Source organism: Paenibacillus sp. 2TAB23 (genome assembly GCF_052115165.1).
In the GTDB taxonomy this organism is placed as follows: Bacteria; Bacillota; Bacilli; order Paenibacillales; family Paenibacillaceae; genus Pristimantibacillus.
Genome location: NZ_JBFRGD010000022.1, coordinates 65,297 through 89,954 on the forward strand (window position 1 = coordinate 65,297; position 24,658 = coordinate 89,954).

Below are 24,658 nucleotides of genomic sequence, written 5' to 3' on the forward strand. Positions count from 1 at the left end.
CATTCGCAAACCGAGAAAGCGGATGCTTTCTCTAGCCATTTTCTCTCTCTTGATTACTCTCATCGCGTTCTATCCTTGGCGCGACCAAGATACGCTCGCGTTTTTGACTCACGTTTATTTCCCTGTGACTGCTGTCTATGTAGCGGCACTGACCTTCTTTCTAGCATTCACGCTGCTGCTCCGAAGTTCGAGAAAGGAGAAAACGATCCGTGACCCCGAACAGTAATGAGTCTACCGAAAAACCGGTGTTTTTAGACGAGCACAAGCTTCGTACTTGGTTTGCGTCCTCCAATGACGTAATGGTCAACACCCAAATGTATGGAGCAGCTCCTGCCTCCGTTCAAGCCATATTCATTTATTGTATTGGGATGACGGATGCCAAAACCATTAACGATATCATCCTGCCCGAGCTTGGGGAGTTATTCGAGAAAACACGCTTTCTCAGGCGGGAGGATATGCAGCGCAGCGCCAAGCTGCAATGGCATTCCCATGACTTGGCAAGTCAAGCTCTGGACCGCAAGACACTTGCTTCCTATGTATTCGAAGGGCATCTTATCTTCTGCGTGCCATCGCTGCAATCGTTATGGACCATCAACATCGAGAACTTCCCAAACCGTGAGCCAAACGAATCGTCCACGGAGGTTTCGATCCGCGGACCGAAGGACGGCTTTGTCGAGCAGGTTGCCATTAACGTCTCCCTCATCCGAAGAAGGCTGCGCACGGATATGCTTGCTTGCCAATATTTCGTTATCGGTTCCAGAACGCTGACCAAAACGGCGCTGCTCTATATCGAAGATATCGCTGATCCAGAGTTGATCACCCTTATCACCCACAAACTAAACGCAATCAACGTGGAGAAGCTTATATCCATCGGCGAGCTCGAGGAGATGCTCGATCCCGCGCTGTTCGCCTTGTTCCCGGCCAACGATTACACGGGAAGGCCTGACTTTGCAGCGGATTGCCTATTGAATGGCCGCTTTGTCATTCTGGTTGACGGCAACCCAACCTGTATCATTGCACCCGTGAATTTATTCCTGCTCATGAAGTCGCCCGAGGACGCTTATTTTCCAGCCATGTCCGCTAACATGGGGCGTATTCTTAGGTTTGTCGGTTTACTTACGACCATTTTCCTGCCCGGGTTGTATATCGCCCTCACTACCTTTCACACGGATCAAGTTCCCTTCCCGCTGTTTGCTACGATCTCATCGGGACGGCACGGGCTGCCAATGGAATCGCCGCTGGAAATGTTTTTTATCATGTGCTTGATGGAGCTGTTCCGCGAAGCCGGCGTGAGGCTGCCGAGCTCCATTGGCCAGACGTTGACTGTCGTTGGAGGCTTAATTATAGGGGATGCGGCTATCCGAGCGGGCATGATATCTCCGCTTATGATTGTCGTGACGGCGATTACCGTCGTATCCGGCTCCACACTCGTCAATCAGGTGCTCACGAGTACGACGATACTGCTTCGATTCGCTTCTTTTTTTATGGCGTCGATACTCGGAATGTACGGGTTTATTCTATCTTTAATCCTATTTGTAATTTATTTAACGACGATACAATCCTACGGTGTTCCGTATTTGGCTCCCGTCGCTCCGCTCAATATAAAGCAGCTTGCCGTTTCTATTCTGAAGCTGCCCTTTAGACTGAACAGACGAAGACCTGATTACTTGCATACGCAGAAGCCTAGAAAGGATGGGAACGAGCCATGATTAATAGGTTCCGCCTCCTTGCGTTGCTTGGCGCTTTGGCTGCCCTTCTCACCTTGCCCGGCTGTTGGAGCGCTACCGAAATTCAGAGCGTCAGCTATGTCAAAGCGATGGGCATTGATTTCGTGGATCATCAATTCAACGTGTACATACAGCTGCTCGATTTCTCGAACATCGCCAAGACGGAGGCAGGCGGCAAAGCCAATGAGCAGGCCGTCGTATGGATTGGAAAAGGCAAAGGCGAATCGCTTGTCTCTGCGATCACCGATCTGTTCAAAACCGCGCAATTCAAGCTCTCATGGGGCCATGTATCGTCTATTATATTGACAGAACGTGCTCTCAAGGCTAAGGGAGACAGCCTTGCGGAGATGATCAACCGCTATCCGGAAATTCGCTATAATGCTTGGATATACGGCACTCGTTCACCGCTTGAAAAGCTGCTTGCGGCAACGCCTTTCTTCAAGCTGTCGCCGCTGGCTTCGATCATGCATGATCCGCAGAGCAACTATGAGCAGAATTCAACCTACCCGCCCATGCTGTTCTTCAAATACATCTCCATCTTCAATGAGCCCTCGGCAACTGCCTATTTGCCAAGCCTCAGCTTGAACGACACACAATGGCAAGAAAGTAACGTTGGCAAACCGATGCTCATGATTAACGGCGCTTTTTTTGAATATGGCAACCAAATCAAAGGATTTATATCACGCGCTAAGCTTGAAGGCTACCACTGGCTTGTCCCCAGCATGGAAAGCGCTCCGCTTATCATAAAGAAGGAGGGGAACGTATATGGCCAGCTCATCATATTGCGTCCGAAAATCAAAATTACACCGCTCGTGCAAGGAGAAGACGTTCGATTACGCATTAAGGTCAGCTATGTAGGCGGCATGTTTGAATACCTCGCGGAAATGCCCTATGCAGAGATGACCCATATTGCCGAGGAAACGATTAAAAAACAAATTATGGACACCTACAAAGAAGGCTTGAAGATAGGTGTCGACCCCTTTGAACTCGGCCATAAGCTGCGCTTAAAGCATCCCAAGCTGTGGAAGAAACTATCGAACGACGGCAAGGAGCTCGTTATCCACGCCGACTCCATTGAAGCGCTAAACGTGAAAGTAAATATTATATATAACGGCAAATTCAAACGGCAGGTCAAATAAAAGAGGCAAGCTCCTACATGCAGAGCTTGCCTCTTATTTGTTATATGCTCCAGTGATGCCATTCTTCCTGCTGCTTATCCAGACCGTTCAGCCAATCCGAGGTTACCCGGATCGCTTCCTCTTGATGGCTGCGAGCGGAATACGTATGATTCGCTTGAAAAATAATTTCCTTGTCGCATATTCCGTCACTGCGTGTCCAGAACACCTTCTGGTACAGGAAGCTGTAATCGACGGGAATGAGCTCATCGCTCGTTCCATGTACGAGCAGCACCTCGCCTCCGAATCTCGTAGCCGCTTGAAACGGCTGATGCTGTAGCAGCGATTCGAAGAAAACGGGCTGCAGCGTGTAGCCTTGATAATCCGAGCTGCCTGCCGTAACCGCATCATCATAGCTGCTGCGTCCGACAATCCGCACGATATCATTAAAGGGATATGCAACCGGCGACCAAAGTACAAGCCGCTTCGCACGCTTATCCTTGACTGCCGTCATGATCGCTACCGCACCACCGAGACTGTGTCCAAGCAATACGATTCTACGCGGGTCAACACATTCCATGCTCGCCATATAATCGATCGCGCTTCTTGTCTGGTCAACCATGGAATCAAAGCCAAGCGAGCCATAGTCGCCGTTGCTCTCTCCGCAGCCGCCGTAGTCAAAACGAAGAACGTAAGAGCCTTGCGCTGCTAGCGCGCGAGCCGTCTTCACGAACAATCGATCCACGCCGACGCGTGAGCCGATAAATCCATGACAAATGATAATCGCTTGTCGTTTCTCAGATTCTGTTTTGTTTCCGTCAGTGGGGTAATGCAGCGTTGCCGCAAGCTCAAGCTCGTTATGTCGCAGCGTCAAGTGCTTTTCCATCCAGCCAACCTCCCAATCTTAATATATAATAATTCCTACCCGTTTACTTTGATTTAATTAAACCCATAATAGCATCCATTCTCTATCCCTGTCAATCTCGGCTTTAAAATATAACAGCATCTCTTACGATGCTGAGAAATGGGACATACTATGCATATGTTTGGCATTATATCATGCTTTGGAGGTGCAAAACGATGCCCTTATGGATTGCGTGGCTAAAAGATCACTGGCTTTCCGTTGCGCTGATGCTCGGTATTATTATCGCAATCGCTTATGTTATTGCGAACCGCAAGCTGCTCTTTTATAAAGAATGACGATACGGATAACGCAGCAGGCTGAGGAACGCGGCTATTCCTCACGCATGAGCGGTACTCGTATCGTCACAATGGTTCCAGCTCCACGCTCGCTGTCGATCGTAAGCTGACCGCCGTGGAGCTCAATAATCTCCTTGCAGATGGCCAGTCCAAGTCCTGACCCGCCTTGCCCCGTACTTGCTTTATAGAATTTCTCCGTAACATGCGGCAAGTCCTCAGCTTCAATTCCGCAGCCGGAATCCGATACCGTAAGCATGGCTGCCTCGTGCTCCGCTCTCGTTACCACTCGAATCGTTCCGCCTGCAGGCGTGAATTTGAGCGCATTATCAATGAGATTGATAATGACCTGCTTCAACCGATTGGCATCTCCCTTAACGACGATTGGGCTCTTGTCATAGGTAGCCAGTATTCTGACACGCGTATGCTCCTCCCGAACGGCCAGCTGGTTCACCGTTTCCTTCACCGGGCCGTTGAAATCAAGCACTTCTTTATGCAGCTCCATCGTCCGTGCGGAAAGCTTCGAGAAATCGAGCAAATCCTCAACCAGTCCCGATAAGCGTTCCGTTTCCTTGCTTATAATCGACAAGCCAAGCTTTACCTCTTCATCATCCTCGGTCGGCTCGCTTTCCTTTAGCGTTTCGCTCCAACCTTTAATGGAAGTGAGCGGCGTGCGCAGCTCATGGGAAATGGACGAAATAAAATCATCCTTCAGCTTCTCCCGTTTGCTCAGCTCGATTACCATTGCGTTGAAGGTTTCGGCAAGCTGGCCAATTTCATCGTCATTGCGCTGAATCGCTCGGCGTGTCCAGTCTCCCTCCGCCATATAGCGCGCGGCCCTGGTAAGCTCTCGAATGGGCTTCACTATCCGCTGCGCAAGTATAAGGCTAAGTCCAAGAAAGAGCAGAATAACCCCGATACCTACTGCTGATGCCATTCGGATGAGCAGGCTGACCATCGCATCGACCTGCCCCAATGAAGCCGAATAACGAAGCATGGACACGACGCGAGTCTCATTCCAGAGCGGGATGGTCACAGACATAACCCGTTCGCCATAATAGGGGTCAATGCCGCGCCAGCTTCCCGTTCCACCCGCAATTGCCGTTTTCACATCGGCGGTCGTATAACGGATATCAGGCGCAAAGCCATCTGAATCGATACGAATTTGACCCGTGCTGTCCAGCAACTGCAATCTCGTACCGCTTTCGACCATATATTGCAGCATATAATCGCCTTGGTCCTTCACCGTGAGGGAAGACAACGAGCGGCTGTGAAGGGAAAGGGCTGATTCTGCGCGCTGCTTGACGGAGCTCTGGGCGCTGCCGTAATAGTAATTCCACATCAAGGCGGCGAACCCGCCCCCGAGCACGCTGACGACAAGCACGATAAGCAGCAAATAGCTCCATACCATTCGCGTTTGTACGCTTTTCATTCGTCGTTGCCCCGCTTCCATCGGTAGCCATAGCCCCATACCGTCTCAATAAAGGCGGGATCGGATGGATTTTTCTCGATTTTCTGGCGAATTCTACGTATGTTTACATCAACGACCTTCAGATCGCCGACGTAATATCTTCCCCATACCTCTGTCAAGATATGATCTCGGCTGACACTCTCTCCAACGCGCTCCATGAGCAGTCTAACCAGCGTCCATTCTGTAGGGGTAAGTATAATTTCTTTATGCTGTTTCCAAAGCTTGCGCTCCGCTACCGAGAGCCGGAACGGGAGCACAACAAGCTCTTGATGAACGTTCATGTACGGAATCGGCGTCTGCGCAGGCGGCTGCATGCTTTGCGATCCGTTCAAGCCGGATAAAGACAGTACATTTTCCGATTCTTTATAATGGTTACTCGCGCCAAGCTCCGCGGCAACTCCATGATCCGCCAGCTGGCCTCGCTCCGGAGCTGCTTGAACCGCCGGTTCCGGAAGGCCCGGCTTCATGCGCCGGTAAAGCGATTTGATTCTGGCGATGAGCTCGCCAGGACTGAAGGGCTTCTGTACGTAATCGTCTGCGCCTAACTCCAGCCCGTGAATTTTGTCCTCCTCCTGCGATTTCGCCGTGAGCATAATGATGCCCATCCGAGGATATAAGGCGCGAAGCTGCTCGCATACCTCAAACCCGCTAATGGTCGGAAGCATAACGTCAAGCAGCGCAATATCGATCTGTCCTTCACTTGCAGCAAGCGCAAGCGCTGCTTCACCCGTCTCCGCTTCAATGACTTCCATATCGTTGCGCTTTAGATTAATGCGGACGAAGCCGCGGATGGACTCCTCGTCCTCCAACAATAATATACGCATAAATTAAAGCACCCGCTTTTCTTTCTTAATCGTTCCGAATGGTGAGAGATGAAGAAAAGGCAGCCTCTACCTCCGCCATCTCGCTGAATGCCTGCCGCTCTTTTGCTGCCCATTCAAGCGGAGCCTCCTTGACGAAAGAAACGGCAAATACGTTGCCGCTGTCTGTCATGAGCTGACGATAGGGCTTCCCTTGCAGCTTCCATGCTGATTCGACATTATCCCATTTCTTCTGCGGCACCGCATAAAGCGTCGCCAGAGCCGAGGTTAGATCTAGAGATTCATTCCAATAGTCGATAGTAACAACCGCATAGGGCTCATCCGTGCCGTGTAGCGTATATCGTCCCATCCAAGACTTCGGGATTCGCAGCTGAATGCCATAGCGGTAATCGGTGAATTCCTCCGAGATTTTCAAGAAATCCGCTTTCCCATCCCACTGCATCCATTCGTTCAACCACTTCGATTCCGCATAGGCAAGGTCTGTGTAACCTGGTGCCTCCTTCGCCCAAGGCAGCTCCAGAATGCCATCACCATTAATATCCTTGCTCATTGTAGGCGTGCCATTCAAGCCTTCCAGCAAGCCGGAGCGTGAAGGATAAACGAGCTTCAATTTATTGCGCTCCCATGCATACATTGTCGTATAGGTACTGTGCGCTCCAGTCGAAGCTTCCAGAATGATGCCGCTAACGTCAGGCGATATTCGCCCGATTAATAAACGGTCATAATTATTAACCTCGTTATAGAGGTTTTCTGCATAAAGCTCTTGCGCGCCTCCGTTTCGCCAATTGTAGAGCGTGAGATGAAACTCCGGCATGGCCATTTCCTGGTTGGTCCCTATCTCGGAAATAATCGCAAGCTCCAACCGGCCATCACCATTAATATCACCCGTATCCCCATAGGAGTAGGGCAATGTCTCCACTGGCTTCAGCGTCAATTGGCCATTTTCGTTGCGTTCTGGCTTTGTGTTGAAAGAATAAATCTCAAGCACGTTTGGGCTGTCGAATGCCCCGATCCATCCGATCATAATTTCCATTTGGCCGTCTTTGTCAAGATCCTCGATCTTCAGCCAATCGATAACCCTCGCGAGCGGCTGCTGTACGAGCACCCATGGCTTCCAAGATCCAGACGCATATTTAAACACCATTAACTCCGGTGAGCTGTATTCATTGTAATAAGAAACGACTGCCTCTTCTGTGCCATCACCATCCACGTCGATCAGACGGATCGCTTCCATATGATCCTCTCTGAGCGGAAGCGTAAGCTTGCTGTATGCGGGCAGACTTTTCTCAATCGCTAGTATTATCGCCTGTTTCTCCGGCGCGATAGCTGGCTTCTGCAGAAGATCTGCAGGCGCGGCCGTATAACGACAGCCTGTAGCCAAGCATAGAAGCAATGCGATGCCGCTGAACAATAGGCTCCGTCGCATGAACAGCCTGCTTCTAGGCTTGGCTTTCGTATAACTTGCGTTATCCAACTTTACAGCCTCCTCGTGCCTTGTACCTCTGCTAAATCATTTGATCGGCAGTCACTAACGTATAGCCCATTTCTACTAAATCATCAATAATGCCGGGCAGTACCTGGACTGTATTTTTAATATTTTTGCTGCCAAAAGAATGCATTAATATTATACCATTAGGCTTAGCTTCTTTTTTAATCATTTTGCTCATTTCCGCCGCGGATGTTCCTGCCCAGTCCCGCGTATCAATATTCCAACTGATTAGATCCCGGTTGTTGGCTTTGAGCAGCACTTTAAGCGTATCTGAAACGGCGCCGTAAGGTGCGCGTACCATAACCGGTGTATAGCCGACCGCTTTTTTGATCGCCGCGTCCGACGTTTTGATTTCTTCGATGATCTGCTGCTTGTTCAGCTTCGATAAATCTTTATGATTGTACGTATGATTGCCAATGGAATGCCCTTCTTCCGCAATGCGCTGCAGCACCTCGGGGTTCTTTTTCACCTGCTGGCCAACAACAAAAAAGGTCGCCTTCACACCCTTTTCCTTCAGGATATCCAAAATATCATTCGTATAACGCTGATCGGGACCATCGTCAAACGTCAAAGCAATAAATTTCTCGCCTTTACCCGGCTTAATGGCAGGCGTATGCTGATCGGGCTTATCCAACTGATCCGCCTCTGAGATATCTGGCTTGCTTGTTGCCGGCGTATCCGGCTTAGGATCAGCACTGCCTGCATCCGGCGTAGCTGTCACACCCGGCTTGCCCGTAGGCGTCGATGCTGGATGATCCGTCCCCGTGACGATTGGCTGCTCTGTGCTCGTATGCTCAGGCTGCGGCGTTGTTTCCGGATTCGGCGTTGCCGTTGCTTGCGTTACAGGTGAATCTGTCACTGTGCTTGAAGGCATCTCGGTTGCTTGATCACTAGGCTGAGCGTCAGGGTTCGGACTTTGTGTATGCTCAGGCATATTGCCGTGCTCGACTGCCCCATCCACTCCGCCTGCATTTCCAACGATAACCGTATCTCCATCACCATCTGAGCCGCTGCCTGTCTGCGGTCCCTGCTGGGCGTTACCGGTTACCTGCGGCTGTTTGCCGCCAGACAAAAGTGCAGATAGGCTGAATGAAGATCCAGCCGAGCACCCGCTGACCCCTATCATAACTGCTGTCAGAAGCAGCCCTGCAACTACCTTTCGAGCTTGCCGTCTTGCTTTTTTCATTTCTCTCACCTTCTATTCCTCGCTGATAGATTCATTGTACCCCTGCCACAATTCGATAGAGTTACAAATTAGTAACACCTTTCGAGCGGAAATGACACAATTAGCAGATCATGCAAGCTCGGCGAGAGAATGAAGATGGATGATGGCAAACCGAAGAAATAACCAAGGTGAAACGGCTGTCGCCCTTTGGCGGCGCGGCACGTTTCTTTCCGAGAAATATAGAGAAAGGATGGCGAAATCCTATACTTTCCTTTATTTCAAGAAGAACGGCTTCTCTGTCCTCTGCAAGAGGACGGCATCGTTTCTCGTAGAAATAGATCAATATAAAAAAAGCCTAGGCGACCGTCGTTCCTCTGGAACGGCAAATCGCATAGGCTTCCTATTTATGTGTAATTTAAAAATACAATCTAAAATATTACAAACTAAGCTTGCCTATACCAAAGCTTTCGCTGCAATATCGGTTCTGCTTTGTTTTCCTTCGAAGTCAATGACGCTAACCGCTTCGTATGCGCGAGCCCGTGCTTCGGCAATGTCGCGGCCGCGGCCGACGATGCCAAGCACACGTCCGCCGTTCGTAACGAATTGTCCGTCTTTGTCGGCTGTTCCGGCATGGAATACGAGTGCGCCCTGTGCTTCCGCTTCAGCTAGCCCCGTAATAACGCGGCCTTTCGGATATGAAGCCGGATAGCCCTCCGATGCGACCACTACGCAAACTGCCGCTTCGTCGCTCCACTGAATGTCCAGCTGATCCAAATTGCCGTTGATCGAAGCAAGCACGATATCAATCAGGTCCGTTTGCAGACGAGGCAATACGACCTGCGTCTCTGGGTCACCCATACGCGCGTTGAACTCGATCGTCTTCGGACCGTCCGGCGTAATCATGAGGCCTGCGAACAAGACGCCGCGGAACGGACGGCCTTCGCTGACCATAGCTTTGGCCGTTGGGATGATGATATTTTGGATCGATTCTTCGATAATCGCCGGATCGATATGAGGCAGCGGCGTGTAAGTGCCCATTCCGCCTGTATTCGGTCCCTTATCGCCATCAAAGATCGGCTTGTGATCCTGAGCAGGCACCATCGCGCGAACCGTCTCGCCGTCTACGAAAGCAAGGATCGACATCTCCTGCCCTACGAGGCACTCCTCGATTACGATTTGCGTACCGGCTTGGCCGAACACCTTGTCCACCATCATCTCGCGCAGCGCTTTCTCGGCTTCCTCAAGCGTTGCTGCTACCGTCACGCCTTTACCGGCAGCAAGGCCGTCGGCCTTGATGACGATCGGTGCAGCTTGCTCACGCAAATAAGCGGAGGCTGCCTCGTAGTCCGTAAACGTTTCGTACTTCGCAGTCGGAATATTGTACTTTTTCAGCAGGTTTTTCATGAAGATTTTGCTGCCTTCGATTTCAGCTGCATTTTTGCGCGGACCGTAAGCTACGATTCCTGCCGCCTCGAAAGCATCTACGATACCGTCTGCCAGCGGATCATCCGGACCTACAAACACCAAATCGATCGCGGCATCCTTAGCGAAACGAATCAACTCATCGAATTCATTTACCGCAATGGGTACGATCTCGGCAAGCTGCGCGATACCGGCATTGCCAGGCGCGCAAAAAACTTCCTTAACCTTCTCGCTTTTCTTAAGCGCCCAGACGATCGCATGCTCGCGTCCGCCGCCGCCGACTACCAAAATACGCATTAACGTAACCCCCTAATTGACTATATAACAAGAAACGCCTGACGGCGTCCCTTTATTGACGCCATCGTTTCGGCCAATCGTATAGAGAAAGGATGAGCAAACTCATATCCTTTCCTATACGTCAAGCGTAAACGACTGCCACCGCTTCTGATGGCATTAGCTCGTTTCGCATATAACATAAGATGTTGATTCCATAAAGCCTTATGATTCGTTTGGAGTAAACCAGCAGCAGCCGCCCGCTTCGCCAGCTCTCTGTCGTTAACGCGCGGCTGCCTATGGAAGAGTACAATTTAGTGCTTGAAGTGACGTACGCTTGTGAATACCATTGCGATGTTGTTCGCATTAGCCGCAGCGATGGACTCTTCGTCCTTGATCGAGCCGCCTGGCTGAATGATCGCAGTGATGCCCGCTTTCGCAGCCAGCTCTACCGTATCGCCCATTGGGAAAAAAGCATCCGACGCAAGCGCCGCGCCTTTAGCCGCTTCGCCAGCTTGCTCAATCGCAATGCGGGCTGCGCCTACGCGGTTCATCTGGCCGGCGCCAACGCCGATTGTCATGTCATCCTTCGCAAGCAGAATCGCATTCGATTTCACATGCTTGACGACCTTCCATCCGAACAGCAGCTGCTTCAGCTCTTCAGCTGTCGGCTTGCGGTCTGTTACGAACTGCAGATCCGCTTCCGTTACGCTGTGAACGTCGCTCTCCTGTACGAGCATGCCGCCGTCAACCGATGTAACGACCCAATCAGACTTGCGCTCGGCTGCTGCAGATAGCTCACCCAGCTTCATCAGACGGATATTTTTCTTCTTCGTTAGAATCTCAAGCGCCTCTGGCGTAAAGTCAGGAGCGATAATAATTTCTAGGAAAATGCCGCCAAGCAGCTCAGCCGTGTCCGCGCCGATCGTCCGGTTAGCTGCAACGATACCGCCGAAGATTGAAGTAGGATCTGCCGCGTAAGCTTTTTGATAAGCCTCATGGATCGTTGCGCCGATGCCTACGCCGCATGGATTCATATGCTTAACCGCAACGACTGCCGGCTCGTCGAACTCTTTCAGAATCGCAAGCGATGCGTTTGCGTCGCTGATATTGTTGTAGGACAGCTCTTTGCCGTGCAATTGCTCGGCTGTTGTGACATTGCCTGCTGCTGCAAGCGGCTTGCTGTAGAATGCAGCCTTCTGGTGCGGGTTCTCGCCGTAGCGCAGATCCTGTACCTTCTCGTAAGTAACCGTGTACGTTTCAGGCAAGGACTCGCCTACTTGTTTGGTCAAATAATCTGAGATAAGGGAATCATAAGCCGCTGTATGGCGGAACACTTTGGCAGTCAAACGTTTGCGTGTCTCAAGCGTCGTATCGCCTTGCGCCTTCAGCTCTTCAATAACCGTGCCGTAGTCGGCAGTATCGACCACAACAGTAACAAATGCATGGTTTTTGGCAGCTGAGCGAAGCATAGTCGGGCCGCCGATATCAATGTTTTCGATCGCATCTTCATAGGAAACGTCAGGCTTTGCGATCGTTTCCTTGAACGGATACAAATTAACGACAACAAGGTCGATATAATCCAGACCAAGCTCCTTCATCGTATTCTGATGCTCTACATTGTCACGTACCGCGAGCAAACCGCTATGTACGGCAGGGTGAAGCGTTTTGACACGTCCGTCCAAAACCTCCGGAAAGCCCGTTACATCGGAAATGCCGATAACCGGAATGCCTTCCTTCTGTAGCAGGCTGAATGTACCGCCCGTCGAAATAATTTGCACGCCTTGGCTTGCCAACTCTCTGGAAAAATCCACGATTCCCGTTTTATCGGAAACACTGATTAACGCTCTACGAATAGCCACGCAAATACCTCCTCATCTATTTGACCAACCCATTGCTGCCCTAAAATAAACCTTCCGTAAGCAGCTATCTGCTGCCGTTCATCTGTGTTAGCCTACTATCATCAACAAGCTCACTATATCCGATTAGCTGTCTTAGCTTACTATTACCGTTATAGCTCACTGCAGCCGTTCAGCTATTTATATAAGTTGAACTAAACATTTACGTTTTGAGCGCTGCGCAAGTAGATCATTCTGAAAGGTCGCTGTTGCAGCCAGATGCTTTGATTTCCTTCCGAAACATGTTGTATCATGCACTAAAAGTCCCTGCTCGTTTAATGAGAAGCAAGCCTAGACTGCACTTCATACAACAGAAACCTTACATGAGAGCTGTTTCAGACTGCTACAATGTAATACTGCAGTAGAATGAGCTCCAAACCAATGTATATCGCCCTATAATCGGAAATCCATTGCACTAACTGCAGTGTACGAGTCGAGTCAGGCAAGTAACATCGATTACGTTGTAAAAAGTGCAGCGAAGCCTCGTCCTATAGAGCGATTTCATAGATTAACCGATCCGATCGAACTAACCCACCCAACCAAGAACCGGAAAAAGAAAACTAAAGTCACCCCAAATATAAGTTGAACTAAACATTTACGTTTTGGGTGCTGCGCGAGTAGATCATACTTACAATAACTGTTGCAGCCAGATGCTTTGATTTCATTAGACTTTTAAAGGTGAGAATACGGGCTGCAAAGGCGAACACTTCGTTTCTCCAGAACGATCTTCTCACTTCGCTTAAACTTCATACTTTAAGTTCAACTTATATAGCTTGCAAAAGTCGACAGAGCTCACTGATTCCGTTCAGCTGTCTTAGCTTACTAACGCCGGCAGAGCCGCCGCTTCTGTTCTACGCATATAAGAAAGCTGATTTCCAGCCCTCGCTGTTTAACTTCATAAATCTATGAGCCGCTCACTCGCACATGCCGTCCATCCAACGTCACGCGCCCCTGCGCGATCTGCTGGATGACGCTCGGCAGCAGCGCCTGCTCCGCTGCATGAATGCGCACGGCGAGCGAGTCTTCCGTATCCTCGTCCGCCACTTCAACTACGCGCTGCGCGATAATCGGCCCGCTGTCCATGCCCCCGTCCACATAGTGGACGGTGACGCCTGTCAGCTTAACGCCGTATGCGAGCGCCTGCCCGATGCCGTTCACGCCGGGGAATGCCGGCAGCAGCGCCGGATGGATGTTAATCATCCGCCCGTAGAACGGCTCAACGAGCACCGACGTGATAATGCGCATATAACCCGCCAGCACGATCAATTCGACGCCGCGCCGCTCAAGCTCGGCGATAATCTCCGTCTCGTACGCCTCGCGAGACGGGTACTCCTTTGGCGCGAACAGGAACGTGTCCACGCCGGCTTTCCGTGCGCGCTCCACTACGGGAGCCGCAGGCTTGTCACAAACAAGAAGCTCGATGGTTACATCGAGCTTCCCATTCTGCACCGCATCTATGATCGCTTGGAAGTTGGTGCCTTGTCCCGAAGCGAACACAGCGATGCGAAGTGCTCCCATTATACTTCCGCTCCCGTGAATGTTACGATGCGGCTGCCTTCCGTAACCGTTCCGATACGGTAAGCCTGCTCGCCAAGCTCAGCCGCAATGCGAAGAGCTTCGTTTGCCTGATCAGCCGGTACAACGACAACCAAGCCGATTCCCATATTAAAAGTCGTGAACATATCACGATTCGTAATGCTGCCTTTTGATTGCATCAGGTCAAAGATCGGCAGAATCGGCCATGAGCCGTATTCTACATCCACGTTCACGCCATCCGGCAATACCCGCGGAATGTTCTCGATAAAGCCGCCGCCCGTAATATGCGCCATGCCTTTCACTTCTACCTGCTCCACCAGCTTAAGCGCCGATTTCACATAGATGCGGGTTGGTTCGATCAGTACGTCGCCAAGCTTAGCGCCGCCAAGCTCTGCCAGCTCTTGATCCAGCTTGTAGCCGGCATCCTCAAGGAGCAGACGGCGAACAAGCGAGAAGCCGTTGCTGTGAATGCCGCTTGAAGCGAAGCCGATTACCGCGTCGCCTGCAGCGATCGTCGAGCCGTCGATCATTTTTTTCTTGTCTACGATACCCACGGTAAAGCCTGCGATATCATATTCTCCGCCTTGATACATGCCTGGCATTTCTGCCGTCTCGCCGCCAATCAGGGAACAGCCCGCTTGCACGCAGCCTTCCGCGATTCCTTTGACGATCGCTTCGATTTTCTCAGGCACGACTTTGTCGCATGCCAGATAATCCAGGAAGAACAAAGGTTCCGCGCCTTGTACGATAATATCGTTCACGCACATGGCTACGGCATCAATGCCGATCGTGTCATGCTTGTCCATGGCAAAAGCAAGCTTCAGCTTCGTTCCGACGCCATCCGTTCCAGACACTAGCACAGGCTCATCATACTTGTCCTTGTTCAGGCTGAACAGACCGCCGAAGCCGCCTAGCTCTGCCAGCACTTCGGGACGGTACGTCCGCTTCACGTGCTTTTTCATCCGTTCTACCGCTTCGTTGCCTGCCGCGATATCGACGCCGGCTTTTTTGTACGCTTCTGACACTCTCGGTCAACTCCTTAACTTATTTAGGAGCATAAACACTCCATGGGGTTTAACATTTATGCGATTAACAGCTGCAGCTCTTGTCCGATTCTTCGTTAACCGGCGTAGGGTAGTCATTGTCGAAGCAAGCCAGACACATGCCGCGATTGTATGCTCCGTCATTGCCGCCAACTGAATCTACAAAGCCCTGATCACTCAAAAAGGATAATGAATCCGCGTTGATCTGCTTGCGAATCTCCTCTACCGTACGGTAAGAAGCGATAAGCTCCTTGCGGTCCGGCGTATCGATGCCGTAGTAGCAAGGGTTTTTGAAAGGTGGCGACGTAATCCGTACATGCACCTCAGTCGCACCTGCTTCACGAAGCAGGTTAACGATGCGAAGCGAGGTCGTTCCGCGAACGATCGAATCATCGATCATGACGACACGTTTGCCTTCCACCACTTTACGGACGGCTGACAGCTTCATTTTGACACCCTTCTCGCGAAGCTCTTGGGAAGGCTGGATGAACGTCCGGCCGGTATATTTGTTTTTGATGAGGCCAAGCTCGTAGGGAATACCCGTTTGCTCCGCATAGCCGATTGCCGCCGAAATACTCGAATCGGGCACGCCCGTTACGATATCCGCATCGACAAAAGACTCCGACGCGAGCTGGCGGCCCATACGCTTGCGTGCCATATGAATGTTGATGCCGTTAATATCGCTGTCCGGGCGGGCAAAATAAATGTACTCCATCGCACAGGTCGCACGTCGTTCAACCTCGGCATAACGCGTTTCGCGCATGCCGTCCGCATCCAGTATCAGAAGCTCGCCTGGCTGGACGTCACGCTCGTACACTGCACCGATCGTCTCGAACGCGCAAGACTCCGACGAGAACACGTAGCCGTCGCCGATCCGGCCCATTACGAGCGGACGCAAGCCATGCGGGTCAGACGCGACAAGCAGCTTGTCATTCGTCATGATCAGGAATGCGAAACCGCCGACAATGCGCTGCAAAGCTTCCTTGGCCGCCGTCTCGAAGTCCTTCGAGGAACGGGCGATGAGATGGGCAATAACTTCGGTATCGCTTGATGTTTGGAAAATCGAACCTGACATTTCAAGCTCTTTGCGAATTTCCGGCGCGTTTACGATATTCCCGTTCGTAGCAACCGCTAGGTCGCCGTCACGGTAGCGGAATATAAGCGGCTGTGCATTGGCAAGCTTGCTCTCTCCCGCAGTCGAGTAACGGACATGGCCGATGGAGCGGTCCCCAGCAAGAATATCCAGATTGTCCTTGTTGAATACTTCTTTCACAAGACCCATGCCGCGGTGGTAAGCGAATTTGTTGCCGTTTTTCGTGTCAACCGTACAGATCCCCGCGCTTTCCTCGCCGCGGTGCTGAAGCGAATGAAGCCCATAATAAGATAGGTTGGACGCTTCAGGGAGATTGAATACCCCGAAGACGCCGCATTCTTCACGCAATTTGTCAAATATATCGTCACGGCCAATGCCTTCGTTATAATGGTCGCCCGTCCATAACAAAGGCTCCTGTCTTATTTGCTCATCAGACATGGAATCGCATCCTTCCAGACCTTCTCCAGTTGTGTTACCGGCGCCTGAATGCCGGCTTTTCCGTTTACGCTTATGGTCAGGCTGCTGCCTTTAACAGTACCGATTTGAGTGTGAACAACGCCTTGCTCCGACAGCTTCGCTTGCAATGCCGCAGCGTTCTCCGGCTTAGCCGAAAGAAGGATACGGGATTGCGATTCGCTGAACAACAGGTGATCCGCGCGCAGTTCGGATGCCAAAGCGACTTCAGCGCCAAGACGTCCGCTGATGCAGGATTCCGCTACAGCAACAGCGATTCCGCCTTCGGACAAGTCATGCGCCGAAGCGACTAGACCGCTTTGAATTGCGCCAAGCACGGCATCCAAAACTTTTTTCTCCGTTGCCAGATCGATTTCTGGAGGACGGCCAGCGGCCCCGCCTTGCAGGATGTATTGCAGCTCGCTTCCGCCAAGCTCCGCTTTCGTCTCGCCAACGAGAATAATAACGTCGCCTTCTGCTTTGAAGCCTTGCGTCGTAATGTGATCGATGTCATGCACGAGGCCAACCATGCCGATTACCGGCGTAGGGAAGATCGCTCCCTTGGCGTTCTCGTTGTACAAGCTCACGTTGCCGCCGATTACCGGCGTGTTCAATATGACGCAAGCCTCGGACATGCCGTCAGCCGATTTCTCAAGCTGCCAGAACACTTCCGGCTTCTCCGGATTACCGAAGTTCAGGTTATCCGTAACGGCAAGCGGCTCGGCGCCCGAGCAAACGATGTTGCGGGCTGCTTCGGCAACGGCAATGCGTCCGCCGACTTCCGGATCCAGATATACGTAACGTCCGTTGCAGTCTGTCGTCATCGCAAGCGCCTTGCGCGTACCGCGAATTGTTACAACTGCCGCATCGGAGCCCGGTTGAACGGCTGTCGATGTACGAACCATGTAGTCATATTGATTGTAAACCCACTCTTTGCTCGCAACGGTTGGGGAAGCAAGAACCTTCTCCAGCGCGCCGGTAAGGTCGGTTACTTCTTCGTAAGCCAAAGTGTCTACTGCAGCATTTTCGCTGTAATAAGCTGGCTCTTTCGAAGGCTTGTCGTATACAGGGCACTCGTCAACGAGCGCTTTAACCGGCATATCGGCAACCTCTTGGCCTTGGTGGAACAAACGAAGACGTCCGTCATCCGTTACTTTACCTACTTTGGCGCAAATAATGCCCCAACGGTCAAAAATTTCTTTCGCTTGCGCTTCATGCTGAGGCTCTACGACGAAAAGCATACGCTCTTGCGACTCGGAAAGCATCATTTCATAAGGCGTCATGCCTGTTTCGCGCTGAGGAACCTCGTCAAGGTAAAGCTCAAGGCCGTTACCCGCTTTGGAAGCCATCTCTGCGCTGGAGCATGTCAAACCTGCTGCTCCCATATCTTGAATGCCGAGCACGATGCCGGAATCGATCAGCTCAAGCGTAGCTTCCATAACCAGCTTCTCCATGAACGGATCGCCGACTTGTACCGCCGTACGCTTCTCTTCGGATTCCTCGGAAAGCTCAACGGATGCGAACGTCGCACCGTGGATGCCGTCGCGGCCAGTTGCAGGGCCTACGTAGAATACCGGGTTGCCTACCCCTTTAGCTACGCCGCGCTGGATTTTATCGTGATCGATTAGACCAACGCACATTGCGTTAACGAGCGGATTGCCCTCGTAGCTCTCGTCGAACATCACTTCGCCTGCAACCGTCGGAATCCCGATACAGTTGCCGTAGCCTGCAATGCCGCTAACGACATGCTCGAACAAATATTTAACGCGCTCATTTTCTAGGCGTCCGAAGCGCAAGCTGTTCAGCAATGCAATTGGACGAGCTCCCATGGAGAAAATGTCGCGGATTATGCCGCCAACGCCTGTCGCCGCGCCTTGGTAAGGCTCAACGGCAGATGGATGGTTATGCGATTCGATTTTGAATACGACCGCTTGGTTGTCGCCGATGTCGACGATGCCCGCGCCTTCGCCCGGTCCCATTAGTACGCGAGGTCCCGTGATTGGGAACTTTTTGAGAATCGGCTTGGAGTTTTTGTAAGAGCAATGCTCTGACCACATGACGCTGAATACGCCGATCTCCGTGTAGTTAGGCTGACGGCCTAGAAAACCGCAAATCAGCTCAAACTCATAATCGGATACGCCAAACTGGCTGTAAATCTTTTGCTCGGCAATTTGCTCCGCTGTCGGTTCCTTAGCTGTTAACTGCTGCGCCATGTTGTTCCCTCCATGCATTCAAAATCGATGTAAACATCCGTTTGCCGTCTTCCGAGCCAAGCAATTGATCGATCGCGCGCTCTGGGTGAGGCATCATTCCTACTACGTTACCTGCTTTGTTGCTGATTCCCGCGATGTTCTCAACGGAGCCGTTCGGGTTCGTGTCGCCTGCGTAGCGGAACACGATTTGATCGTTCGCTTTGAGCTCGGCAAGCGTTGCGTCGTCGCAATAGTAGTTGCCTTCGCCGTGAGCGATCGGAATATTAATAATCTCGCCTTGCGAGTATTGGTTTGTAAATGCCGTACTGCTGTTTACCACTTCAAGAGATGCTTGATGGCAGCGGAACTTAAGTCCGTTGTTGCGGATCAAAGCGCCTGGCAGAAGGCCGGCTTCCGTCAAAATTTGGAACCCGTTGCAAATGCCCAAAATAAACTTGCCTGCTTCTGCCGCTTTGTGCACTTCGCTCATGACAGCCGCGAATTGCGCGATTGCGCCGCAGCGAAGGTAATCGCCGTAGGAGAAGCCTCCCGGCACTAGAATTGCATCATACGCGGACAAGTCCGTAGCTGTATGCCATACATAGTCAACCGACTGGCCGATGGTGTCTTCGACGGCTTTGTAGCAATCGATGTCACAGTTGGAGCCAGGAAATACGAGTACCGCAAACTTCATCGTCTTAACCCTCCAGTTCAAAACGGAAATCTTCTACAACCGTGTTCGCGAACAGCTTTTCGCACATCGCTTTGATGCGCACTTCCGCCTCAGCGCGGTCAGTCGTATCAAGCTCAAGCTCCAAATATTTGCCGATGCGTACTTTTTCGACTTCGGAGAAGCCCAGTGTGTGAAGCGCGCCTTGTACAGCGGTTCCTTGTGGATCCAAAACGTTTTGCTTGATAGTGACGTAGACGGTTGCCTTCATAATAGCCTCCTGAAAATGTGGGTTTTTTTCGCAGCAGGTTTATTCGATAAAATGTGATGGCCGCTCGGGCGCGGGAGTTATTGCCTACGCCGCTGTTGAAGCCGGGAAATCTGATTACACCGCTTAGCGGTTATTTCCCGGTCTTCAAAAAGCGATCGCTGTCGCTCTCCGGCAACAACTTCCCGCTCTCCGAGCTCCCACATTTTAATATAAAAACCTTTGCGAGTGTGGTCGGTGAAGCAATGGTGGTGGCCGCGCTGTCGCTGGCCACTGAAACCTAAGTGCTAGGGTGCTGGCTGCGCTGTCGCTGGCCGCGGAACCTAAGTGCTAAGGTGCTGGCCGCGCTGTCGCTGGCCACTGGAACCTAAGTGCCAAGGTGCTGGCCGCGCTGTCGCTGGCCACCGGGAACTTGTGTGACTGGCCTGCGCTTCCGCTAGCCATTACTGATTGTTGCAGCCCTGCTTACGCTCAGGCTGCCTTTATATGGGGTGCAGCAGCGCTCTCGCTGGCTGCCTGCTTGTGAAGGCATGCGCTTCCGCGCCCCTATGTCAGCGTCGTCACTCGCGTTCGACGTTGTTTTAAGCGATTCAACCTGCTGCAGGCAGCAGGTTGTGCGATAACGGTCATAACGGTCATTATTACCGTTAGTTTAACCCAAAACTTCCTATAACTCCACGCCTGTCAATCGACGATAAATATCGCGGTAACGAGCTGTCGTCTCCGCTACAACCTCAACCGGCAACGGTGCCGGCTTGCTGTCGCGGTCCCAATCGGAACCGAGCAAGTAGGTGCGCACCGGCTCTTTGTCCATGCTGTCGATCTCAATGTCGAGCGCGTAATTGCCCTCCGCCCAGAAGCGCGAGGAATCCGGCGTGAAGATTTCGTCGATCAGCACGACTTTGCCGTCAATTAAACCGAATTCGAACTTGCAATCCGCGAGGATGATGCCATGCTCGGCGCAATAGCCGTGAGCGAACTCGTATAGCTTGATACTCCGATCGCGAAGCTCTTCAGCAAGCTCGCTGCCTACCATTTCGGCCATCTTCTCGAACGGGATGTCCTCGTCATGACCAACATCGTTTTTCGCCGCAGGCGTAAAGATCGGCGCTGGGAAGCGTTCGTTTTTGCGCAAGCCCTCAGGCAGGGCAATACCATTAATCGCAGACGTTTGCTGATACTGCCTCCAGCCGCCGCCGGTGATGTAGCCGCGCACGACGCATTCGATATCGATGCGTTCCGCTTTGCGGGTAACCATGATACGGTTTTTGAGCAGCTCAGGTTCCGTAACGAGTGCCCCAAGCTTCTCTACGTCAGTATGAACGACATGGTTCACTTGAATATCAGCCGTTTGCTCGAACCAATAAGCAGATAGACGGTTAAGCACATTGCCTTTGTCCGGAACGGCCGGGTCAAGCACATAATCGAAGGCCGAGATGCGGTCCGTTACGACGATCAGGAAATGCTCCCCGAGATCGTATAGCTCGCGAACCTTGCCTTTGTAAATAAGCGGTGCTTTTATATAATCGACAGCCGTCGATAATGCTTGCGATGTTGCGCTCATCAGGCCAGCCTCCCTTTAGATCAATCCCAAACGTGTGAAAATCGTATTCACATGCTTCAAATGCCATGCCGGGTTGAAGCAATCGTCGATCTCTTCCGTGGACAGCACGCTTGTAATCTCCTCGGTTTCGCCGATGATATCACGGAACTGGCGCTGTGTTTCCCATGCTTGCATGGCACGCGGCTGTACCGTATCATACGCTTTCTCGCGGCTAAAGCCTTTGTCGATCAGCTTCGTCAGTACGCGGCCCGAGAACGGCACGCCGTACGTTGCTTGCATGTTGCGCTTCATGTTCTCAGGGAACACTTGCAGATTGTTGATGATGTTGCCAAGGCGGTTCAGCATGTAGTTCAGAAGCATCGTCGCATCCGGCAAAATAATCCGTTCAACCGAAGAATGGCTAATATCGCGTTCATGCCAAAGCGCAATGTTCTCGTAAGCTGTAACCATATGTCCGCGAATAACGCGCGACAAGCCGGAGATGTTCTCGCAGCCGATTGGGTTGCGTTTGTGCGGCATTGCGGATGAACCTTTTTGGCCCTTTGCGAAAGGCTCTTCAACTTCGCGGAATTCACTCTTCTGCAAAGCGCGAATCTCGGTTGCGAATTTATCGAGCGACGAAGCGACAAGCGCAAGTGTTGCCATATATTCAGCATGACGGTCACGCTGCAAGGTCTGTGTCGAGATTGGAGCAGCAGTAATGCCAAGCTTGTTGCAGACGAACTCTTCCACGAAAGGATCGATATCAGCGAATGTGCCTACGGCGCCGGACATTTTACCAAACTGCACGTTGTTAGCCGCATGGTGGAAACGCTCCAGGTTGCGCTTCATTTCCTCGTACCATAGCGCCATCTTGAGGCCGAAGGTTGTCGGCTGGGCATGAACGCCGTGCGTACGGCCCATCATTGGCGTGTCTTTATATTGAAGTGCTTTGTCTTTCAGAATTTCGATGAACCGCTCAATATCTTTCACCAGAATCGCATTGGCTTGCAGCAAAAGGTAACCGATCGCCGTATCAACAACGTCTGTCGAGGTCAGTCCGTAGTGAACCCATTTGCCTTCCGGACCCGCTTTCTCGGATACCGCGCGCGTAAACGCGATTACGTCATGGCGAGTGTCCTGCTCGATTTCGTAAATACGATCAATGTCGAAGTCAGCGGACGCGCGGAGCGCGACAACGTCTTCCTTCGGAATAACGCCCAGCTCGGACCAAGCCTCGCATGCGCAAAGCTCAACCTCCAGCCATGCTCTAAACTTGTTTTCCTCTGTCCAAATCGCTCTCATTTCAGGTCTGCTGTAACGCTCTAACATGAATCATTCACACCTTCCAAATAGTTGTAGCTTCAATCCAGCTAAGTGCAGCCTCAATATTATCGGCCAATACGTTGACATGTCCCATTTTGCGTTTCACAACCGCGTCTTTCTTCCCGTACAAATGCACCTTAGGCGCTGCCTTCAATCGCTCGGCCGACTCATCGCGGCTAGCCATCCGCGCAAGCAGCGGCTCGACATGCTGCCCAAGCACATTGACCATCACGACTGGGCTCATGAGCGTCGTATCCCCAAGAGGCAGGTTGCACACGGCACGCACATGCTGCTCGAACTGTGACGTCCGGCAAGCTTCCATCGTATAGTGTCCGCTGTTATGCGGCCTTGGAGCGAGCTCATTCACGAACAGCTCCCCGTCAGCCGTCACGAACAGCTCGACTGCGATAAGACCAACTGCGCCAAGACCTTCCGCGATTCGAGTAGCAAGCTGCTCAGCCTCGCGCTGCAGCTCCTCGCTGATTCTTGCCGGAACGATAGACAAATGCAATATATTATCGACGTGTATATTCTCCGCTGCCGGGAAGGTCTTAATCTCCCCCTGCGGACTTCTCGCCGCTATAACTGAAATTTCCTTGTCGAAGCGGATGAATTGCTCCAGTACGAGCTGTACCTTGGCGCGAGAAAGCGTCTCATATGCCTCCTCAATCTCATCCGAGCTGCGAATGACCCATTGTCCTTTACCGTCATAGCCGCCCATGGCCGTCTTCAAAACACATGGCGTTCCGAAGGCCTGAACTCCTTCACGAAGCTCGTCCACGCTGCTAATCTCGCGGTAAGGAGCTACCTTGACGCCTGCTGCTTCAATCGCGCGTTTCTCCCGAAGACGATGCTGCGTCGTATAAAGCAGCTCGCTTCCCTGCGGCACATACGATTCATCCATCAGCATCTTCGCTACTTCGGCATCGACATTCTCGAATTCGTACGTAATGACGTCTGAACGCTTAGCAAGCTCTCTTGCCGCTTCGCGATCATCATAAGCCGCTACGATCTGCTCAGCGACTTGGCCTGCCGGACTGTCCAGAACCGGATCGAGAGCGATGAATCTGTAGCCCATCGCGCTGCCCGCATTCGCCATCATCCGGCCAAGCTGGCCGCCGCCAAGAATCCCAATCGTGCTTCCCGGCAGCAGCGTCTTCACCTGCTGCTTGTCCGCGTTGTTGCTGCTCATAACGTCTCACTGCTTTCCAGCACTTCCTGCTTCACGCGCTCGCGTCGCGCCATAACGCGCGCTTGTACCTCAGGGTCGAACGCCCCGAGCATTTGCGCCGCCAAAAGGCCGGCATTCGTGCCGCCTGCATTGCCAATCGCTACTGTAGCTACCGGAATGCCGCCAGGCATTTGAACAATAGAGAGCAAAGAATCCAGCCCGCTCAAGTTGGAAGACTTAACGGGAACGCCAATAACCGGCAGAATCGTCTTTGCAGCGACCATGCCGGGCAAATGCGCAGCTCCGCCGGCTCCGGCAATAATTACCTTAAGCCCGCGTTCTACCGCAGTTTCCGCGTATTCAAACATCAAATCCGGCGTACGATGCGCCGAAACGACCTTTTTCTCATAAGGAATTTGCAATTCCTCCAGAACGTCGCAGGCTAACTTCATTGTGTCCCAATCCGATTTGCTGCCCATGATGACGCCCACCTTCGCAGACATGCGATCAAACCCACTTTCATTAATAGGATTATATTTCATAAAGCTTATAACTACTCAAAGCTGTAACAAGAAACGCCTGACGGCGTTCTTTCAATTGACGCCATCGTGTTATTCTGTATATTTAAAAAACAGAAATAGCCCGTCAGCAACCATTAGAATGGGAGTGCCGCAGGACTTGAGCGGAAGCGTAAGGAACGACCGGGATTCGAGCGAACCCGCGATCAGTCATGCTTCACTTTAATGATGACGAATCAAGCTGCGGGGCGTTGTCTTAGAGACAGC

General features: G+C 51.8%; 21 protein-coding genes. 4 read left to right on the plus strand and 17 right to left on the minus strand.

Translation table 11 applies throughout. The annotated features are described in order from the left end of the window. Window positions 1–22 precede the first annotated feature (22 nt). Genes AB4Z29_RS25350 through AB4Z29_RS25360 form a run of 3 tightly spaced genes read left to right on the plus strand, consistent with a single transcriptional unit; the run spans window position 23 to window position 2,866 of the window. Window positions 23–226 carry a hypothetical protein gene (locus tag AB4Z29_RS25350; RefSeq protein WP_441945762.1) on the plus strand — a complete coding sequence of 68 codons (204 nt, stop codon included), beginning with the start codon at window positions 23–25 and terminating at the stop codon, window positions 224–226. After that, complete coding sequence (locus AB4Z29_RS25355; RefSeq protein ID WP_441945763.1) at window positions 210–1,709, plus strand: spore germination protein; 1,500 nt, start codon at window positions 210–212, stop codon at window positions 1,707–1,709. The genes AB4Z29_RS25350 and AB4Z29_RS25355 overlap by 17 nt, the downstream gene beginning before the upstream one ends. Continuing rightward, window positions 1,706–2,866 (plus strand): Ger(x)C family spore germination protein, encoded by a 1,161-nt coding sequence (locus AB4Z29_RS25360; RefSeq protein WP_441945764.1) that lies wholly within the window; start codon window positions 1,706–1,708, stop codon window positions 2,864–2,866. Before AB4Z29_RS25355 ends, AB4Z29_RS25360 begins: the two co-directional genes overlap by 4 nt. A gap of 40 nt (window positions 2,867–2,906) precedes the next feature. On the opposite strand, the gene AB4Z29_RS25365 is transcribed toward AB4Z29_RS25360, so the two are convergent. From AB4Z29_RS25365 to purS, 13 genes are all read right to left on the minus strand, one after another. After that, entirely contained in the window at window positions 2,907–3,728 is an 822-nt protein-coding gene (locus AB4Z29_RS25365) for an alpha/beta hydrolase (RefSeq protein WP_441945765.1), read from the minus strand. A gap of 348 nt (window positions 3,729–4,076) precedes the next feature. After that, the gene (locus AB4Z29_RS25370) at window positions 4,077–5,471 is read right to left on the minus strand and encodes a sensor histidine kinase (RefSeq protein ID WP_441945766.1); all 1,395 of its coding nucleotides are present in this window, start codon (window positions 5,469–5,471) and stop codon (window positions 4,077–4,079) included. Further along, window positions 5,468–6,334 carry a response regulator transcription factor gene (locus AB4Z29_RS25375; protein WP_441945767.1) on the minus strand — a complete coding sequence of 289 codons (867 nt, stop codon included), beginning with the start codon at window positions 6,332–6,334 and terminating at the stop codon, window positions 5,468–5,470. Before AB4Z29_RS25375 ends, AB4Z29_RS25370 begins: the two co-directional genes overlap by 4 nt. A 25-nt stretch (window positions 6,335–6,359) precedes the next feature. Beyond that, entirely contained in the window at window positions 6,360–7,805 is a 1,446-nt protein-coding gene (locus tag AB4Z29_RS25380) for an FG-GAP repeat domain-containing protein (protein WP_441945768.1), read from the minus strand. Window positions 7,806–7,836: 31 nt separating this feature from the next. After that, window positions 7,837–9,006, minus strand: coding sequence for a polysaccharide deacetylase family protein (locus AB4Z29_RS25385; RefSeq protein WP_441945769.1), 1,170 nt, complete (start codon window positions 9,004–9,006; stop codon window positions 7,837–7,839). Window positions 9,007–9,438: 432 nt separating this feature from the next. Continuing rightward, window positions 9,439–10,704: a phosphoribosylamine--glycine ligase gene (gene purD / locus AB4Z29_RS25390; RefSeq protein WP_441945770.1), complete on the minus strand. Its 1,266-nt coding sequence runs from the start codon at window positions 10,702–10,704 to the stop codon at window positions 9,439–9,441. Between the two features lie 290 nt (window positions 10,705–10,994). Beyond that, window positions 10,995–12,542 carry a bifunctional phosphoribosylaminoimidazolecarboxamide formyltransferase/IMP cyclohydrolase gene (gene purH, locus AB4Z29_RS25395; RefSeq protein ID WP_441945771.1) on the minus strand — a complete coding sequence of 516 codons (1,548 nt, stop codon included), beginning with the start codon at window positions 12,540–12,542 and terminating at the stop codon, window positions 10,995–10,997. Between the two features lie 939 nt (window positions 12,543–13,481). Beyond that, a complete protein-coding gene (purN, locus tag AB4Z29_RS25400) occupies window positions 13,482–14,096 on the minus strand; it encodes a phosphoribosylglycinamide formyltransferase (protein ID WP_441945772.1) in 615 nt (204 codons plus the stop codon). After that, entirely contained in the window at window positions 14,096–15,139 is a 1,044-nt protein-coding gene (gene purM / locus AB4Z29_RS25405; RefSeq protein WP_441945773.1) for a phosphoribosylformylglycinamidine cyclo-ligase, read from the minus strand. Before purM ends, purN begins: the two co-directional genes overlap by 1 nt. Before the next feature lie 64 nt (window positions 15,140–15,203). Continuing rightward, on the minus strand, window positions 15,204–16,688 hold the full coding sequence (purF, locus tag AB4Z29_RS25410; RefSeq protein WP_441945774.1) for an amidophosphoribosyltransferase: 1,485 nt from the start codon (window positions 16,686–16,688) through the stop codon (window positions 15,204–15,206). Next, on the minus strand, window positions 16,670–18,916 hold the full coding sequence (gene purL, locus AB4Z29_RS25415; RefSeq protein WP_441945775.1) for a phosphoribosylformylglycinamidine synthase subunit PurL: 2,247 nt from the start codon (window positions 18,914–18,916) through the stop codon (window positions 16,670–16,672). Before purL ends, purF begins: the two co-directional genes overlap by 19 nt. Then, window positions 18,894–19,589 carry a phosphoribosylformylglycinamidine synthase subunit PurQ gene (gene purQ / locus AB4Z29_RS25420; protein WP_441945776.1) on the minus strand — a complete coding sequence of 232 codons (696 nt, stop codon included), beginning with the start codon at window positions 19,587–19,589 and terminating at the stop codon, window positions 18,894–18,896. Before purQ ends, purL begins: the two co-directional genes overlap by 23 nt. Window positions 19,590–19,593: 4 nt before the next feature. Further along, window positions 19,594–19,839, minus strand: coding sequence for a phosphoribosylformylglycinamidine synthase subunit PurS (gene purS, locus AB4Z29_RS25425; RefSeq protein ID WP_175598164.1), 246 nt, complete (start codon window positions 19,837–19,839; stop codon window positions 19,594–19,596). Window positions 19,840–19,916: 77 nt separating this feature from the next. Between purS and AB4Z29_RS25430 the strand changes: the two genes are divergently transcribed. Then, on the plus strand, window positions 19,917–20,117 hold the full coding sequence (locus AB4Z29_RS25430) for a hypothetical protein (RefSeq protein ID WP_441945777.1): 201 nt from the start codon (window positions 19,917–19,919) through the stop codon (window positions 20,115–20,117). 383 nt (window positions 20,118–20,500) lie between these two features. On the opposite strand, the gene AB4Z29_RS25435 is transcribed toward AB4Z29_RS25430, so the two are convergent. From AB4Z29_RS25435 to purE, 4 genes are read right to left on the minus strand one after another with little or no spacing between them, the layout of a single operon-like run. Next, window positions 20,501–21,397 (minus strand): phosphoribosylaminoimidazolesuccinocarboxamide synthase, encoded by an 897-nt coding sequence (locus AB4Z29_RS25435; RefSeq protein WP_441945778.1) that lies wholly within the window; start codon window positions 21,395–21,397, stop codon window positions 20,501–20,503. Between the two features lie 15 nt (window positions 21,398–21,412). After that, entirely contained in the window at window positions 21,413–22,708 is a 1,296-nt protein-coding gene (gene purB / locus AB4Z29_RS25440) for an adenylosuccinate lyase (RefSeq protein WP_441945779.1), read from the minus strand. 7 nt (window positions 22,709–22,715) lie between these two features. Next, on the minus strand, window positions 22,716–23,894 hold the full coding sequence (purK, locus tag AB4Z29_RS25445) for a 5-(carboxyamino)imidazole ribonucleotide synthase (protein WP_441945780.1): 1,179 nt from the start codon (window positions 23,892–23,894) through the stop codon (window positions 22,716–22,718). Next, complete coding sequence (purE, locus tag AB4Z29_RS25450; RefSeq protein ID WP_183565763.1) at window positions 23,891–24,376, minus strand: 5-(carboxyamino)imidazole ribonucleotide mutase; 486 nt, start codon at window positions 24,374–24,376, stop codon at window positions 23,891–23,893. Before purE ends, purK begins: the two co-directional genes overlap by 4 nt. Window positions 24,377–24,658: the final 282 nt, after the last annotated feature.

Coding starts and splice junctions, on each gene's coding strand:
- purN (WP_441945772.1), bottom strand. CDS start 14,096: ATGGGAGCACTTCGCATCGCTGTGTTCGCTTCGGGACAAGGCACCAAC.
- AB4Z29_RS25365 (WP_441945765.1), bottom strand. CDS start 3,728: ATGGAAAAGCACTTGACGCTGCGACATAACGAGCTTGAGCTTGCGGCA.
- purF (WP_441945774.1), bottom strand. CDS start 16,688: ATGTCTGATGAGCAAATAAGACAGGAGCCTTTGTTATGGACGGGCGAC.
- purB (WP_441945779.1), bottom strand. CDS start 22,708: ATGTTAGAGCGTTACAGCAGACCTGAAATGAGAGCGATTTGGACAGAG.
- purQ (WP_441945776.1), bottom strand. CDS start 19,589: ATGAAGTTTGCGGTACTCGTATTTCCTGGCTCCAACTGTGACATCGAT.
- purD (WP_441945770.1), bottom strand. CDS start 10,704: ATGCGTATTTTGGTAGTCGGCGGCGGCGGACGCGAGCATGCGATCGTC.
- purK (WP_441945780.1), bottom strand. CDS start 23,894: ATGAGCAGCAACAACGCGGACAAGCAGCAGGTGAAGACGCTGCTGCCG.
- AB4Z29_RS25385 (WP_441945769.1), bottom strand. CDS start 9,006: ATGAAAAAAGCAAGACGGCAAGCTCGAAAGGTAGTTGCAGGGCTGCTT.
- purL (WP_441945775.1), bottom strand. CDS start 18,916: ATGGCGCAGCAGTTAACAGCTAAGGAACCGACAGCGGAGCAAATTGCC.
- purE (WP_183565763.1), bottom strand. CDS start 24,376: ATGTCTGCGAAGGTGGGCGTCATCATGGGCAGCAAATCGGATTGGGAC.
- AB4Z29_RS25435 (WP_441945778.1), bottom strand. CDS start 21,397: ATGAGCGCAACATCGCAAGCATTATCGACGGCTGTCGATTATATAAAA.
- AB4Z29_RS25350 (WP_441945762.1), top strand. CDS start 23: ATGCTTTCTCTAGCCATTTTCTCTCTCTTGATTACTCTCATCGCGTTC.
- AB4Z29_RS25375 (WP_441945767.1), bottom strand. CDS start 6,334: ATGCGTATATTATTGTTGGAGGACGAGGAGTCCATCCGCGGCTTCGTC.
- AB4Z29_RS25370 (WP_441945766.1), bottom strand. CDS start 5,471: ATGAAAAGCGTACAAACGCGAATGGTATGGAGCTATTTGCTGCTTATC.
- AB4Z29_RS25360 (WP_441945764.1), top strand. CDS start 1,706: ATGATTAATAGGTTCCGCCTCCTTGCGTTGCTTGGCGCTTTGGCTGCC.